The sequence below is a fragment of the Comamonas testosteroni genome (assembly GCF_030505195.1).
GTDB lineage: Bacteria > Pseudomonadota > Gammaproteobacteria > Burkholderiales > Burkholderiaceae_C > Comamonas > Comamonas testosteroni_G.
In genome coordinates, this window is the sequence record NZ_CP129672.1 from 3,297,799 (window position 1) to 3,311,355 (window position 13,557).

Sequence of the window (13,557 nt, forward strand, 5' to 3'; positions counted from 1 at the left end):
GTCTCGTTGTTTGTAGTTCGCGGGCCCTGACGGCAGACGCACGGGCCCGGTCCCTGCATGGCGCAGGGCGTGGACATCATGGGCAGAGGGGGGAGTTGAGGTCAATCAATCTTTGGGAAGCATGTCATGCATAAACGGAATGGCTGTCTGCCAGCATGGGCGCTCAGGCCGTCAGCACGGCAGGCCTCTATACTTGCGGCCTCATGATTCGCTGGTTGATCGTCATTTTTCTGGCCCTGTTGCTCGTCAACGGGCTGCACGGCTGGCTGCAGCGCATAGGGCTGGGGCGTCTGCCCGGCGACTTCCGCTTTCGCCTGTTCGGCAAGGAGTTCTTCCTGCCGGTGGCCAGCACCGTGCTGCTCAGCGTGGTGGCGGCGCTGATTGCCCGCTTTGTGAAGCTCTGAGGTCGTAGACACGTTCTGAGGCCGGCCGACTTGAATCTGCAGGCTTTGGCTGCACATACGAGCCTGAGCCCGAGCAGTGCCTGCTGGCACTGTCAGGCATTGCCAAAGAAAGCACGACTTACGCAAAGCGGGTTCAGGCAAGGCGACTGCCTCGGCAGGCAGGCCGTTGTCGCATTCCTGTTTGCGTCAATCCTAGAAAGGTTGCTCCTGTGTCCGAATCCCTGCACTACGTCTGTCCTCATTGCCACACCACCAATCGCATCGCCAAAGAGCAGCTGGGCAATCAGCCTGATTGCGGTAGCTGCCACCAGGCTCTTGTGACGGGCGAGCCCGTGGCACTGGACAACGACAGCTTTGCCAGACACACCGGGCGCAGCCAAGTGCCGGTGGTCGTGGATTTCTGGGCCCCCTGGTGCGGCCCCTGCCGCATGATGGCGCCGGCCTTTGCCCAGGCGGCGCAGCAGCTGGCGGGGCAGGCGCAGTTGGCCAAGCTCGATACCGAGGCTTACCCGCAGGCCGCCGCACCCTTGGGCATCCGCAGCATTCCGACCATGGTGATCTTCAGGGAAGGCCAGGAACTGGCCCGCATCTCCGGGGCAATGCCTGCCTCGGAGATCGTGCGCTGGGTGCGATCGGTGATCTGAGCACCGGCTTCGCGGGAGCCGGGCCCGCTCACCCGGCCCCGTGGCGAGGCCGGTCAGGCTCTCAGGCGGCGATGTCCAGCACCACGCGGCCTTCGATCTTGCCTTCGTGCATGCGGGCAAAGATGTCGTTGATGTTTTCCAGCTTGTCGGTGGATACGGTGGCCTTGACCTTGCCCTGAGCCGCAAAGTCCAGCGACTCCTGCAGGTCCAGGCGCGTGCCGACGATGGAGCCGCGCACGGTGATGCCCTTGAGCACCATGGAGAAGATCGGCAGCGGAAAATCGCCGGGCGGCAGGCCGTTGAGCGAAATCGTGCCGCCGCGGCGCACCATGCCCAGCGCCTGCTCGAAAGCCTTGGGCGACACGGCAGTGACCAGCACGCCATGGGCGCCTTCAATCTCTCTTTGCAGATAGGCCGCCGGATCGGTGGTCTTTGCGTTGACAGTGACGGTGGCGCCCAGCTGACGCGCCAGAGCGAGCTTGCTGTCATCGATGTCGACGGCCGCGACGTTGAAGCCCATGGCCTTGGCATATTGCACGGCCATGTGGCCCAGGCCGCCGATGCCGGAAATCACCACCCAGTCGCCGGGCTTGGCATCGGTGACTTTCAGCCCCTTGTACACCGTAACCCCGGCGCAGAGCACGGGAGCGACATCGATAAAGCTCACGTTGGACGGCAGATGGCCCACATAGTTGGGATCGGCCAGCGCGTAGTCGGCAAAGCCGCCGTTGACCGAATAGCCGGTATTGGTCTGAGATTCGCACAAGGTCTCCCAGCCGCCTATGCAGTGGCGGCAGAAGCCGCAGGCGCTGTGCAGCCAGGGCACGCCCACGCGATCGCCTTCCTTGACATGCTTGACGTTCTTGCCCACCGCCGCCACATAGCCCACGCCCTCGTGGCCGGGAATGAAGGGCGGATGAGGCTTGACAGGCCAGTCGCCTTCGGCTGCATGCAGATCGGTGTGGCAGACGCCGGAAGCAGCGATCTTGACCAGGATCTGATCGTCTGTCGGTCGGGGCACCGGCATTTCTTCAATCGTGAGCGGTTTCCCGAAGGAACGCACCACGGCGGCTTTCATGGTCTGGGGTAAGGACATCAGAGCACCTCCTTGAAGCAAGAGGGCAAGGCCGTGGCCTGTGGGCCGGACACTTGCCCGTCAAAGAACCATGCCGGTATGGCATGGGTGTTGCAGCAGGTTTCGTGACCCGCTGCATGGCTCGGGCGGAGCGAACCGCCGCAGCCATCCCGTACTGTGCAATGGCTGCAGCATACCTTCTTTGACTTAACTCAAGCCGTGCCCATCCCTGTCGCTAGCATCTCGGCGCGCGCACTGCTAGGCGCAGCCTTCCAGATAGGCGGCAATCGCCTGCTCGCGCGCCTTGCTCACGGCATCGCCAATGGCCTTGCCCTTGAGGCCGCGCTGCGCTGCGGCCTGGGCAACGGGGGCGGTTTCCACGGCCAGAGCCGCCTTCAGGGCATTGCCCAGGCGCTGGCGCTGGGGGTAGGCCGCCTCTTCAAAGCCCAGACGCCCGCGTGCGTCGCATTCGCAGGCCAGCAAGGCTTCCTCGAAGCGCTGGGGCTTGCGTATGGCATCGCAGCGCTCCAGCAGGCGCAGCAGGGCGGCGGCATTGAGCTCGTGGCTGCGATGGATGTTGCCATGCTCGCGCGCCACGACCTCGGCCAGCTCCTTGCAGTCGTTGGGCACGCGCCAGCGCTCGCAGACCTGAAGCAGCAGGCGGGCGCTGCGCTGTTCGTGGCCGATATGGCGGGGCAACACATCGGCCGGCGTGGTGCCTTTGCCGAAGTCATGGCACAGGCAGGCAAAGCGCACGGACAGCGGTGCCTGCAAGCGGGCCGACATGTCCAGCACCATCATGGCATGCACGCCGCAATCGATCTCGGGGTGGTATTCGGCGCGCTGGGGCACGCCCCAGAGCTTGTCGAGCTCGGGCAGCAGCCGGGCCAGAGCCCCGCATTCGCGAAGGATGTCGAACATGCGAGAGGGCTGGGCCTCCATCAGGCCGCGGCTGATTTCCTGCCACACGCGCTCGGGCACCAGGGCATCGACCTCGCCGGCCGCCACCATCTCGCGCATGAGTTCCATGGTTTCGGGGGCGACGGAGAAATCGGTGAGGCGCGCCGCAAAGCGGGCCAGGCGCAGAATGCGTACCGGGTCTTCGCGAAACGCATCGGTCACATGGCGCAGCACGTGATCCTTCAGATCCTGCTGGCCGCGATAGGGATCCACCAGGTCTTCGAGGCCGTCGTTGCCTGTCCAGTCGGCAGGAGCAGCGATGGAGTTGATGGTCAGATCGCGCCGCGCCAGGTCTTCTTCCAGCGTCACATCGGCAGCGGTGTGAACCACAAAGCCGCGATAGCCCATGCCGTTCTTGCGCTCGGTGCGAGCCAGCGCATATTCCTCATGGGTCTGGGGGTGCAGGAACACCGGAAAGTCGCGCCCCACGGGCACGAAGCCGCGCGCGCTCATCTGCTCCGGTGTGGCTCCGACCACCACCCAGTCCGTGTCGTTGACGGGCAGGCCCAGCAACGCATCGCGCACGGCGCCGCCTACCTTGAAAACCTTGAATTCACTCATGCTGCAATGGTAGTGGCTGCGAGCCGGCCTGCAGATACCGCAATCGCGGGATGGCGGACTCAGCGCTGCTGGCGATAGGGCTCTTCGAACTGCAGAAAGTCCTGCTCGGCCAAGGCGGCATGAATCCATTCCTGGGTGGCGGGCAGCTGGGTGATGCGCTGTATATAGGCGCGTACCGGGGCCGAGGTTGGCAGGCCGTAGCCGTTGATGCGCATGCACACCGGCGCAAAAAAGGCATCGGCAATGCTGAACTGGTCAAACAGCATGGGGCCGCTGGCGGTGCTCAGCAGCGGGGTCCAGAGTTCTTCGAGCTGCTGGACATCGCTGCGCAGATCGGCATGCTCGGCCCAGAGCCGGGCACCGGTCTCCTGCAACTGGGCTTCGATATTCATGGGGCAGAGGCTGCGCAGCGCACCGAAGCCGCTGTGCATCTGTGCCACCAGACTGCGCGCACGGGCACGCTGGGCCACGGTCTGCGGCCATAGGTGCTTGTCGGGAAAGCGCTCGGCCAGGTATTCGCAGATGGCCAGGCTGTCCCAGATGATCAGCCCCCCATCGACCAGCAGTGGCACCTTGCCGGTGGGGGCGAGTGCCAGCGCCTGCAGCTTGAAGCTGGAGTTGGGCGCAAAGCTGTCAAAGCGCAGTGTGAGCTCTTCGAAGCTGATGCCGCTTTGGCGCATCAGCACCCAGGGCCGCATGGACCAGGACGAGTAATTCTTGTTGCCGATATAGAGCTTCATGGCGGACTCCTGTGTGGTTTGCCGTGCAGCTTATCAAGCTTGGGGCGGGCGGTCTGTGTGTTTTGATTCCACAGTCATGCCGGGGCGGCGCGGCGGATGATGTAATCGCAGCACTATGGCAAATACTTCGACTTCTTCTGCAAACCTGGCCGCGCATGTGGCAGGGGCTGGTCACCACAAGGGCGCGCTGGTGCTGTTCTCGGGCGGCCAGGACTCGACCACCTGCCTGGCTCAGGCCCTGGCCATGTTCGAGCGCGTGGAGACGCTGGGCTTTGACTACGGCCAGCGCCACAGCGTGGAGATGCAGGTGCGCGCAGGCGTGCGCGAGCAACTGGCTGAGCGCTTTCCCCAGTGGGCGCCGCGTCTGGGCGAGGACCATGTGCTGTCGCTCGATGTGCTCAAGCAGATTGGCGGCTCCTCCCTGACCGAGGATGTGGCTTTTGCCATGCAGGCCGACGGCCTGCCCAACACCTTTGTGCCGGGCCGCAACCTGCTGTTTCTGACGCTGGCCGGCGCGCTGGCCTATCGGCGCGGCCTGACGGTGATCGTCACCGGCGTCTGCGAGACCGATTACTCGGGCTACCCCGATTGCCGCGACGACACCATGAAGGCCCAGCAGCTGGCGCTGAACCTGGGCCTGGAGCGCCGGCTGCGCATCGATACGCCGCTGATGTGGCTGGACAAGGCCCAGACCTGGCAGCTGGCCCAGGATCTGGGCGGCAGCGATCTGGTGGAGCTGATCCGCACCGAGACCCATACCTGCTACCAGGGCACGCGCGATGCGCTGCACGAATGGGGCTATGGCTGCGGCAGCTGCCCGGCCTGCGAGCTGCGTGCATCGGGCTGGCACAACTGGCGCGCCAGTCAGGCCGCAACTTGAAATTGATAGCTGCTTGCGCTTGATAAAAAAGGACTTCAGGCTGATAAAGCGCTGAAGTCCTTTGATTGAAGGCGGTAAATGCTCCTTAATAAGGAGCATTTTTTCGATGGGCCCGATTCAGGCGCCGGGGCGTGTGGCGATCTGCCCGGCCTGAATCTGCGCCGTCATCTGGCTGAGCCAGGTCTGGCTTTCCGGGCGCTCGAACAGAAAGTCCCAGATGGCATCGTGCTGGCGCGGTGTCAGGGCGAGCGCGCCATGGCGGCGCATATGGGCTTGCAGCCGCTGCAGCTCTGCCGCAGTCAGCGGCAGCTGCATCACGGTCAGCGGGGGGCGCGGGCGGTAGCGGCGCTGGGGAATGTTCTTGCGGGGACGATTCATAGGCAAAGCGATCAAAGCGATTCAAAGGTTAGACGGGCCAGACCACGCCGTTGTCGTTGAGGATGGCGTCCAGCGGCAGGTCATGGGCCTCGGGCTGGAAGTCATCGACATAGCCATTGGTGTAGCCCAGGCCCACGGTAAACGGGCGCGGGCTCAGCTCGGCCAGCGTGCGGTCATAGAAGCCGCCGCCATAGCCCAGGCGGTAGCCGCCGGCCGCATAGCCTACGCAGGGGACAAACAGCAGCGTGGGCACCAGCAGTTCGGTATCCTTGGGCTTGGGAATGCCATAGGCGTCCTCCTCCATCGGGCAACCGGGGTACCAGGCGTGAAAACTCAGCGTCTTGCGCTGTTTGTCTATCACCGGCAGCCCGATCCTGCGCCTTTGTGGAGTACCCTGTAGCTCACCATCTTCCTTCCAGCGATGCAGGGCTGGCAGCGGGTCGAACTCTCCCTTGATGGGCCAGTAGGCACCAATCACGGTATCGGGCCGCTCCATCAGCCAAAAGCGCATCACCTGCTGCAGCGCATCGGCGCGTTGCAGGCGATCTGGAAGGTTGAGGCGCAGTTCAATCAACTTGCGGCGTAACGCTGCTTTGTCCATCGGATAATTTCCTCCATGCACTGGCTGAAGATTTTGACACCGCTTTGTGCGGCTTCCCTGCTGACTGTAGCTGCTCCGTTTGCGCAGGCACAAAACCCGGGCGATGCCGTGTTGCTGGACATGCAAAAAGCATTCCGCAGCCGCAATCAGGCGGCGCTGACCCAGCTCCTGCCCCAGGCGGCCGGTCACCCCCTCGAACCTTGGGCCGCTTACTGGGAACTCAAGAACCGGTTGGAGAGCGCATCGCCCGATGAAATCCAGGGTTTTCTGAACCGCTATGCCGGCACCTACCAGGAAGACCGCTTGCGCAACGACTGGCTGCTGCTGCTGGGCAAGCAGCGCGACTGGAACACCTTCAGCCAGGTCTATCCCAAGTTCCGCATGCGCGACGACAAGTCCGTCACCTGTTACGCCCTGCTGGCCGACGCCTTGCAAGGCCGGGGCGCGCCCAATGTGGGCCAGCAGGTACGCGATCTGTGGCTGGCGCAAAAGGATGCCGATGACGGCTGTACCACGGCCGCCGGCCAGCTGTATGCGAACAAGCTGATCACCGACGCCGATGTCTGGCGCCGTGCCCGTGTGGCCACCGAAGCCAATCGCCAGAAGGCGGCCCGTGATGCGGTGGCCATCGTCGCCCCCGAAGCGGTCGACCAGGTGGCGCAGGTGTTTGCCTCGCCCGCCAAATACCTGGCAGGCCAGAGCAAGGCGCGCGGTCGCGAGCGCAAGGAGCTGGCCCTGCTGGCGCTGATCCGCATGGCGGCCAGCGACCCCGATGCGGCAGCCACGCAGATCGACGGCGGCTGGGGTGCCCAACTCAACGGCGAGGAGCGCAACTGGGCCTGGGCCGTGGCCGGCAAGCAGGCCGCCTTCAAGCTCTCGCCCGATGCCAATAGCTATTTCGGCAAGGTGCGCCGCAACGAAGACCTGAGCGACGACCTGCTGGGCTGGAAGGCCCGTGCCGCGTTGCGCGCCGGCGACTGGAAGGCCGTGCGCCGTGCCATCGACGCCATGGGCCCGGAGCGCACCGACCCGGCCTGGGCTTACTGGAAAGCCAAGGCCATGCTGGCGGGCCGCCCCAATGCCGAGGAAAAGGCCGAAGCCCGCCAACTGCTGGAGGACACGGCCGGCAGCCACAGCTTCTATGAGCAACTGGCGCTGGAGGAAATCGGTCAGCGCATCACCGTGCCGCCCGCGCCCGCGCCGTTGACGGCGCAGGAAAAGGCGGCGGCGCGCAGCAACCCAGGCCTGAGCCGCAGCCTGTATGCCATCGGCATGGGGCTGCGCAGCGAAGGCGTGCGCGAGTGGAACTACTCCACCAATCTGCACCAGCCCGGCGGCATGGAAGACCGCGAGCTGTATGCGGCCGCCGATCTGGCCTGCGAGCGCCAGGTCTGGGATCGCTGCATCAACACCAGCGAGCGCACCAAGACCTTTGCCGACTGGAAGCAGCGCTTTCCCATGCCCTATCACGACACGGTGCTGGCCAAGTCGCGCAATATCGGGCTGGACCCGGCCTATGTCTATGGCCTGATCCGTCAGGAGAGCCGCTTCATCATGGATGCCCGCTCGGGCGTGGGCGCTTCGGGGCTGATGCAGGTGATGCCGGCCACGGCGCGCTGGACGGCCAGGAAGATCGGCATGACGGGCTTCACGCCCGACATGATCAACGACCGCGACACCAATATCACCATCGGCACCTCCTATCTCAAGCTGGCGCTGGACGACTTCGAGGGCTCGATGGCGCTGGCGGCCGCGGGTTACAACGCCGGCCCGGGCCGCCCGCGCAGCTGGCGCAACGGCCCCACGCTGGACGCCGCCATCTGGGCCGAGAACGTGCCCTTCAGCGAGACCCGCGACTATGTGAAGAAGGTGCTCTCCAACACCACCAACTATGCGGCACTGATCACCGGCCAGCCACAGTCGCTCAAAAGCCGTCTGGGCACCATAGGCCCGCGCCCGGCCAATGATCCCGAGACCATGAAGGACTTGCCATAAGCGGGTGTCTCGATGAGCTGATTGCTCATTTGACGATAGTAAAAAGCGCTCTGCCCGAGAGGGTCAGAGCGCTTTTTTGTTGAACGTTTGAAGTGCTCAACCAAGACCCGAAAGAGGACCCGCGCCGGAGCGCGCGCGAGATAGCACGCAAAGTCCTATGTAGGTGAATAACCTACAAACAGATGGCGAATGAGATTGGTTTGCGTTTACAAAAGTACATAATTGCAACCGTCAGAGCCCATAACGTCACATACAACCTCGGCTTTGTCTCCCTTTAGCTGCCTGCCAGCTGTCCAGAAGGCCCACCGGGCCGCCGCTTCCTACCCGTATCTGTGAACGACCTGCCCGAGGCAGGCCGAGGAGTCATCATGTCCAACTCAGCTCTCAGCCGCGCCCGCCATATTCGCTGGCAACCCCGTTTACTGGCCCTGGCCGCTGCCGCTGCATGCGCCGGCAATGCTTTTGCACAAGCCAGGGAGTCCGCCATGGAGGAGGTGGTGGTCTCTGCCTCCGGCTTCGAGCAAGAGCTGAAAAATGCCCCGGCCTCCATCTCCGTCGTGACGCGCCAGGAGCTTGAGACCAAGAACTTCCGCGATCTGGCAGAAGCCCTGCAGGGCGTGGAAGGCATTGATGTGATGGGCGGCACCGGCAAGACCGGCGGTCTCGATATCAGCATCCGTGGCATGCCCAGCGACTACACGCTGATCCTGATCGACGGGCGCCGCCAGAACGTGGCGGGCGACGTCACGCCCAACGGCTTTGGTGCGGCGCTGACCAGCTTCATGCCGCCCATGTCGGCCATCGAGCGTATCGAGGTCATTCGCGGCCCCATGTCCACGCTTTACGGCTCGGACGCCATGGGCGGCGTGATCAACATCATCACGCGCAAGGTCAGCAAGGAGTGGGGTGGCGAAGTCAGCGTGGGCGCCGGCATTCCGCAAGACAGCGAATGGGGCAACCAGTACAAGAGCAGCTTCTACATCAACGGCCCCATCAAGCAGGACGTGCTGGGCCTGGCCGTGCGTGGCAGCACCTTCAACCGCGATGCCTCGGACTGGGTGCTGGCCCCTGGCGCCGCACAGCCCGCCGGTTCACGCAACCCCGCGCCGGCGCAAAGCCGCCAGCACAGCCTGGGTGCCAAGCTGACGCTGACGCCCAGCCGCTATCACGATATCTGGCTGGACGTGGACCAGGGCCGCACCTGGTACAACAACGAGGATGGCCGTCTGGGCAATCGCGATGCGGTTGCCAAGCCTGGTTCGCAGCCCGGTTATCGCGATGCGCTGCGTTTCAACCGCGATCAGGTCAGCATCGGTCATACCAGCCGCCTGGGTTTTGGCACGCTGGAAAGCAGCCTGATGCATACCGAAACCGAGACCATTGGCCGCACCATCCCCGGCGCGTCAGTGCCCAAGGGCGACCCGCGTGCTGGTGCCGATCGCGAGCTCAAGACCACCAATCTGGTGCTGGACAGCAAGCTGGTGGCCCCCCTGGGCGATGCCCATATGCTGACCGTAGGCGGCCAGTTCTGGGATGCCAAGCTCAAGGACGGGCTGCTGCCGCAAAGCCACAAGCAGACCATGTGGTCGCTGTTCGTGGAAGACGAGTGGCGCCTGCGCCAGGGACTGACCGCCACGCTGGGCGGCCGCTATGACCACCATGACGCCTTTGGCGGCCAGTTCAGCCCGCGCGCTTATCTGGTCTGGGATGCGACGACGAACTGGACCTTCAAGGGCGGCGTGAGCCAGGGCTTCAAGGCGCCGCGCCTTAACCAGCTGATCGACGGTGTCAGCGGCATTAGCGGCCAGGGCCAGACCATCAATATCGGCAACCCCAACCTCAAGCCCGAGACCAGCACCAATGTGGAGCTGTCGGCCCTGTTCGACAACAAGGCAGGCTGGACCAGCGCGGCCACGTTCTTCCACAACGATGTCAAGGACAAGATCGCCTCGGGCGGCTCTTGTGATCCTAACAAGCCTGGCTCGGTCTACATCTCCAGCTGCGCTTACAACCCCACGGCCAATTACTCCATCAATGCGGACAAGGCCAAGACCTGGGGTCTGGAGCTGAGCAGCCGCGCCCAGCTGGCCAAGGACTGGGCTGTCAAGGCCGGCTACACCTGGACCAACAGCGAGGTGATCGAAGGAGGCCGCAAGAACGGTCAGCTGGCCAACACCGCAAAGCACATAGCCAGCGCCCAGCTGGACTGGACCCCGAGCAGCCAGTGGCGTCTGTGGGCACGCGGCGAGTACCGCAGCAAGAGCCCGCGCTTCAGTGGCGCCTACGACAATCTGAGCAATGCCAACAAGGCCGTGTTCGATGCCGTGGGCGATATCAAGGGCTATGCGCTGTTCCATCTGGGCGGCAGCTATCAGGTCAACAAGAGCCTGAGCCTGAACGCCAGCATCTTCAATCTGTTCGACAAGGATTTCCGCAAGTACCAGCAGGTGAGCGTCAACGGCACGCCGACCTGGGTGAACAGCTATTTCCAGGGCGGCTCCTCGGTGTCCGGCGTTACCCAAGCCGGCCGCACCTTCTGGATCACGGCGAACATGAAGTTCTGAGGCTGAACGCTTCACGAGCGGCATGAGCTTCTGAATCAGGAGCTGTCAGCGTATTTTGCTCATGGGTTTCACACTGTTTTATGTCTGAAATCAATGATGAAAAAGCGCAGGCAGCTCCTGTTTTCATATCCCTGATGATTGGATACACTTCTTTACAAATACGGGTTCTGCGCATGGCAGACCCATACCGAGTGAGGGAGAAAGTCGCAATGTCAGCAGCAAGAGGCCGCGTGCTCATCGCCACGCTGGGACTGGTCTGGGTCGGTGCCCTGATGGCACAGCCCGTCTACAAATGGGTGGATGCGCAGGGGCAGACGCATTACGGCTCGCAACTGCCGCCGCAGCAGGCGGATGCGTCGCAGGTCAAGGTCTCGCCCAACGGCAGCTCGGGTGCGGGCGCGGGGCGCTTTGGCGAGGGAGCTGAGGCACGCAATCCCGACGGCACCAGGAAGCTGCCCAAGGGCGCTCAGGAAATGGCCGACGGTCTGGCCCAGGGCCTGAGAAAGGTCGACGGCAAGGAAGTGGCGCTGAACTGCGCGCTGGCGGTGGACAACATCCGCAGCCAGATCGAGACCATGCTGGAAAACGGCCAGAAAAACCTCAGGGGCGGCTATATCACCCAGGCCCAGTACGACAGCTCGGCGGGCAACTTCGTGAAGCTGCGCTCGCAGGCCACGGTCGGCGACTGCAAGGCCGCCACGGGCCGCTCGCGCGATATGTACCAGTGCATGACCAGCATGCACAACCACCTGGTCGGTTGCGCCGAAAAGCACAGGCCCTGAGCAGTTCGGCCGCTTTCAGAACACGTTCTCAGGTCTTGGCGCACATGCACAGCAGGTTGTGATAGTGGCCGGTCAGGCTGACGCTCTCCTCGGTTTCGCCGAATTTTCCGTGCAGGCCGATCTTGGGCGAAGTTCTGGCGGGCTAAAGCGTACTCGGGTACGAATTCATTAAATGATAATGATTCCCAATATTGCTTTTCGGAAGTTTACGGAGAATCATATCTGACGTTGTTGCACAGCAAAATTGCCAAGGGAGGCGGGCACTCGCTTCACTTCGAATATGAGAGCGCATATCGCCTTTCATATATGTATTTCAAGGTGATATAGCATTGAAATCATTGATCAGCATGCGCTGCATGCTTCTTTTTTGAGAGTCTTTACGGTCGCGTGGCCTGGGCGCTGTCCTTGGCCTGCAGCAGCAACTCGTGCAACAAGCCCTGCTGGGCTTCGGGAAAGTCGCTGAGCAGCTCGGTGGCTATCTGCTCGCGCCGGTGTCTGAGCTGATCGAACAGTTGCTGTCCCTGGGCGCTGAGCTGCAGGCAGCGCACGCGCTTGTCGGCTTCGCTGGCCGAGCGCTCCAGCCAGCCCTTGTCCTGCAGCTGAGCCAGGGTGCGCGCCATCTGGGCCTTGTCGGTGTGGCTGTGCTCGACCAGTTCCTTTTGCGTGATGCCGGGGTGACGACCGGTGTGCATGAGGATGCGGAATTCGTTGAAGGTCAGCCCCGGTTGCACCGCTTCAAGCGACTCAAGCAGGCGCGCGCGAAACAGGTGCAGCAGATCGTGCAGCACCTCGAACACTTCGGCAGCGATGGATGAACTCATGGTGGGAAAGGTTGTTTGTTGACTTAGTCAACTTATTAATGGATATTTCGTGGACTTTATCAACTTAATGAAAATCATGTCCAACACCGAGACAGTGTCCATCATGCAGCGTGTACGCCACGAATTCCGCTCGCGCCATGTACAGCTGCTGGCGCGCGAGCAGCTCAGCCCCGGCTTTATCCGCCTGACCGTGGGCGGCCCCGAGCTGGCAGGCTTTGTCAGCGCGGGCTTTGACGACCATACCAAGCTCATCCTGCCCCAGGCCGGGATGGATAGGCCCAATCTGCCGCAGATGGTCGACGGCCGCCCCCATATCGACGGCGAGCGCCCCACCATGCGCGACTACACGCCGCTGAACCATGACGTCGCCCGCAACACGCTGCAGCTGGAGTTCGCCGAGCATGGCTCGGGCCCGGCTGTGGAATGGGCGCGCACGGCACCCATCGGTCAGTGGCTGGGTCTGGCCGGCCCGCGCGGCAGCCTGGTCGTGCCCGCCGATCTGGACTGGCATGTGCTGCTGGGCGATGAAAGCGCCATGCCCGCCATGGAGCGCCGTCTGGCGGAACTGCCGGCCGGCAGCCGCGCCATCGTGCGGGTGCAGATCGCCAATCCGGCTGACCAGCGCCGCTGGAGCAGTGCTGCGAAGCTGGATCTGCTGTGGGTGCCGTCCCTGGCCGCGGCCGTCGATGCGCTGGATCTGCCCGAAGGCGAGGGCTTTGTCTGGGCGGCTGGCGAGAATCGTGCCATGGCCGATCTGCGCAAGCGCATTCTGGCCAAGCCCGGTGCCAATCCCAAGCGCATGCGGATTGCGTCCTACTGGAAGCAGGGCGAGGCCGCTCACCACGAGGAACTGAGCGCGAATGACTGAAGCGACAAGTCCGCCTTCACAGCTGACTGCAATACTGCGCCGCAAGCTGCACAAGCGCTACACGCCCCTGGTGTTTGCCTTCTACATGGCGCTGATCATGGCATTTCTCATGTGCTGCATCATCGTGGCTGCCAACGGCGGTCTGGGCGCAGGCTACGGGTGGCGGGTGCTCAAGGCCTATGCGCTGGCCATGCCTTCGGCCTTTGCATGCGTGGTGTTGGTGCGTCCGCTGGTCATGCGGCTGGTTGCCGCCACAGTGCAGCCCTGAGCACATCTCTCTGATC

Annotated in this window: 15 protein-coding genes; 8 read left to right on the forward strand and 7 right to left on the reverse strand. The window is 63.4% G+C overall.

Features of this window, described 5'->3' with window-relative positions; genetic code table 11:
* Positions 1-203 precede the first annotated feature (203 nt).
* Together QYQ99_RS15180 and trxC are read left to right on the forward strand one after the other, a co-directional pair.
* The gene (locus tag QYQ99_RS15180) at positions 204-404 is read left to right on the forward strand and encodes a DUF2905 domain-containing protein (RefSeq protein ID WP_012839950.1); all 201 of its coding nucleotides are present in this window, start codon (positions 204-206) and stop codon (positions 402-404) included.
* Between the two features lie 209 nt (positions 405-613).
* Positions 614-1,048 (forward strand): thioredoxin TrxC, encoded by a 435-nt coding sequence (gene trxC / locus QYQ99_RS15185; RefSeq protein WP_302088930.1) that lies wholly within the window; start codon positions 614-616, stop codon positions 1,046-1,048.
* Between the two features lie 61 nt (positions 1,049-1,109).
* Here trxC and adhP read toward each other — a convergent pair whose 3' ends face one another.
* The 3 genes from adhP to QYQ99_RS15200 all read right to left on the reverse strand — a co-directional run bounded on the left by adhP (position 1,110) and on the right by QYQ99_RS15200 (position 4,384).
* Positions 1,110-2,144, reverse strand: coding sequence for an alcohol dehydrogenase AdhP (gene adhP / locus QYQ99_RS15190; protein WP_302088931.1), 1,035 nt, complete (start codon positions 2,142-2,144; stop codon positions 1,110-1,112).
* Between the two features lie 237 nt (positions 2,145-2,381).
* A complete protein-coding gene (locus QYQ99_RS15195) occupies positions 2,382-3,644 on the reverse strand; it encodes a multifunctional CCA addition/repair protein (RefSeq protein ID WP_302088932.1) in 1,263 nt (420 codons plus the stop codon).
* 59 nt (positions 3,645-3,703) lie between these two features.
* Positions 3,704-4,384, reverse strand: a complete 681-nt coding sequence (locus QYQ99_RS15200; protein ID WP_302088933.1) for a glutathione S-transferase family protein — start codon at positions 4,382-4,384, stop codon at positions 3,704-3,706.
* 115 nt (positions 4,385-4,499) lie between these two features.
* Here QYQ99_RS15200 and queC point away from each other — a divergent pair, with 115 nt between their 5' ends.
* Positions 4,500-5,264 carry a 7-cyano-7-deazaguanine synthase QueC gene (gene queC / locus QYQ99_RS15205; RefSeq protein WP_302088934.1) on the forward strand — a complete coding sequence of 255 codons (765 nt, stop codon included), beginning with the start codon at positions 4,500-4,502 and terminating at the stop codon, positions 5,262-5,264.
* A 117-nt stretch (positions 5,265-5,381) separates the two neighbouring features.
* Here queC and QYQ99_RS15210 read toward each other — a convergent pair whose 3' ends face one another.
* Positions 5,382-5,642, reverse strand: a complete 261-nt coding sequence (locus tag QYQ99_RS15210; protein ID WP_302088935.1) for a hypothetical protein — start codon at positions 5,640-5,642, stop codon at positions 5,382-5,384.
* Positions 5,643-5,670: 28 nt separating this feature from the next.
* Positions 5,671-6,243 carry a 5-formyltetrahydrofolate cyclo-ligase gene (locus tag QYQ99_RS15215; protein ID WP_054073811.1) on the reverse strand — a complete coding sequence of 191 codons (573 nt, stop codon included), beginning with the start codon at positions 6,241-6,243 and terminating at the stop codon, positions 5,671-5,673.
* Between the two features lie 15 nt (positions 6,244-6,258).
* Here QYQ99_RS15215 and QYQ99_RS15220 point away from each other — a divergent pair, with 15 nt between their 5' ends.
* The 3 genes from QYQ99_RS15220 to QYQ99_RS15230 all read left to right on the forward strand — a co-directional run bounded on the left by QYQ99_RS15220 (position 6,259) and on the right by QYQ99_RS15230 (position 11,584).
* Positions 6,259-8,238: a lytic transglycosylase domain-containing protein gene (locus QYQ99_RS15220; RefSeq protein ID WP_302088936.1), complete on the forward strand. Its 1,980-nt coding sequence runs from the start codon at positions 6,259-6,261 to the stop codon at positions 8,236-8,238.
* A gap of 368 nt (positions 8,239-8,606) precedes the next feature.
* Positions 8,607-10,802, forward strand: a complete 2,196-nt coding sequence (locus QYQ99_RS15225) for a TonB-dependent receptor domain-containing protein (RefSeq protein ID WP_302088937.1) — start codon at positions 8,607-8,609, stop codon at positions 10,800-10,802.
* A gap of 209 nt (positions 10,803-11,011) precedes the next feature.
* A complete protein-coding gene (locus QYQ99_RS15230) occupies positions 11,012-11,584 on the forward strand; it encodes a DUF4124 domain-containing protein (RefSeq protein ID WP_302088938.1) in 573 nt (190 codons plus the stop codon).
* 28 nt (positions 11,585-11,612) lie between these two features.
* Here the strand turns inward: QYQ99_RS15230 and QYQ99_RS15235 are convergent, their stop codons facing one another.
* Complete coding sequence (locus QYQ99_RS15235; protein WP_367882856.1) at positions 11,613-11,705, reverse strand: hypothetical protein; 93 nt, start codon at positions 11,703-11,705, stop codon at positions 11,613-11,615.
* 256 nt (positions 11,706-11,961) lie between these two features.
* Positions 11,962-12,405 carry a MarR family winged helix-turn-helix transcriptional regulator gene (locus tag QYQ99_RS15240; RefSeq protein WP_302088939.1) on the reverse strand — a complete coding sequence of 148 codons (444 nt, stop codon included), beginning with the start codon at positions 12,403-12,405 and terminating at the stop codon, positions 11,962-11,964.
* 67 nt (positions 12,406-12,472) lie between these two features.
* On the opposite strand from QYQ99_RS15240, the gene QYQ99_RS15245 reads away from it, so the two are divergent.
* Together QYQ99_RS15245 and QYQ99_RS15250 are read left to right on the forward strand one after the other, a co-directional pair.
* The gene (locus tag QYQ99_RS15245) at positions 12,473-13,273 is read left to right on the forward strand and encodes a siderophore-interacting protein (RefSeq protein ID WP_302088940.1); all 801 of its coding nucleotides are present in this window, start codon (positions 12,473-12,475) and stop codon (positions 13,271-13,273) included.
* Positions 13,266-13,541 carry a DUF2798 domain-containing protein gene (locus tag QYQ99_RS15250; RefSeq protein WP_302088941.1) on the forward strand — a complete coding sequence of 92 codons (276 nt, stop codon included), beginning with the start codon at positions 13,266-13,268 and terminating at the stop codon, positions 13,539-13,541. The genes QYQ99_RS15245 and QYQ99_RS15250 overlap by 8 nt, the downstream gene beginning before the upstream one ends.
* Positions 13,542-13,557 lie beyond the last annotated feature (16 nt).

Coding starts and splice junctions, on each gene's coding strand:
- QYQ99_RS15180 (WP_012839950.1), top strand. CDS start 204: ATGATTCGCTGGTTGATCGTCATTTTTCTGGCCCTGTTGCTCGTCAAC.
- adhP (WP_302088931.1), bottom strand. CDS start 2,144: ATGTCCTTACCCCAGACCATGAAAGCCGCCGTGGTGCGTTCCTTCGGG.
- QYQ99_RS15195 (WP_302088932.1), bottom strand. CDS start 3,644: ATGAGTGAATTCAAGGTTTTCAAGGTAGGCGGCGCCGTGCGCGATGCG.
- QYQ99_RS15200 (WP_302088933.1), bottom strand. CDS start 4,384: ATGAAGCTCTATATCGGCAACAAGAATTACTCGTCCTGGTCCATGCGG.
- queC (WP_302088934.1), top strand. CDS start 4,500: ATGGCAAATACTTCGACTTCTTCTGCAAACCTGGCCGCGCATGTGGCA.
- QYQ99_RS15210 (WP_302088935.1), bottom strand. CDS start 5,642: ATGAATCGTCCCCGCAAGAACATTCCCCAGCGCCGCTACCGCCCGCGC.
- QYQ99_RS15215 (WP_054073811.1), bottom strand. CDS start 6,243: ATGGACAAAGCAGCGTTACGCCGCAAGTTGATTGAACTGCGCCTCAAC.
- QYQ99_RS15220 (WP_302088936.1), top strand. CDS start 6,259: ATGCACTGGCTGAAGATTTTGACACCGCTTTGTGCGGCTTCCCTGCTG.
- QYQ99_RS15225 (WP_302088937.1), top strand. CDS start 8,607: ATGTCCAACTCAGCTCTCAGCCGCGCCCGCCATATTCGCTGGCAACCC.
- QYQ99_RS15230 (WP_302088938.1), top strand. CDS start 11,012: ATGTCAGCAGCAAGAGGCCGCGTGCTCATCGCCACGCTGGGACTGGTC.
- QYQ99_RS15240 (WP_302088939.1), bottom strand. CDS start 12,405: ATGAGTTCATCCATCGCTGCCGAAGTGTTCGAGGTGCTGCACGATCTG.
- QYQ99_RS15245 (WP_302088940.1), top strand. CDS start 12,473: ATGAAAATCATGTCCAACACCGAGACAGTGTCCATCATGCAGCGTGTA.
- QYQ99_RS15250 (WP_302088941.1), top strand. CDS start 13,266: ATGACTGAAGCGACAAGTCCGCCTTCACAGCTGACTGCAATACTGCGC.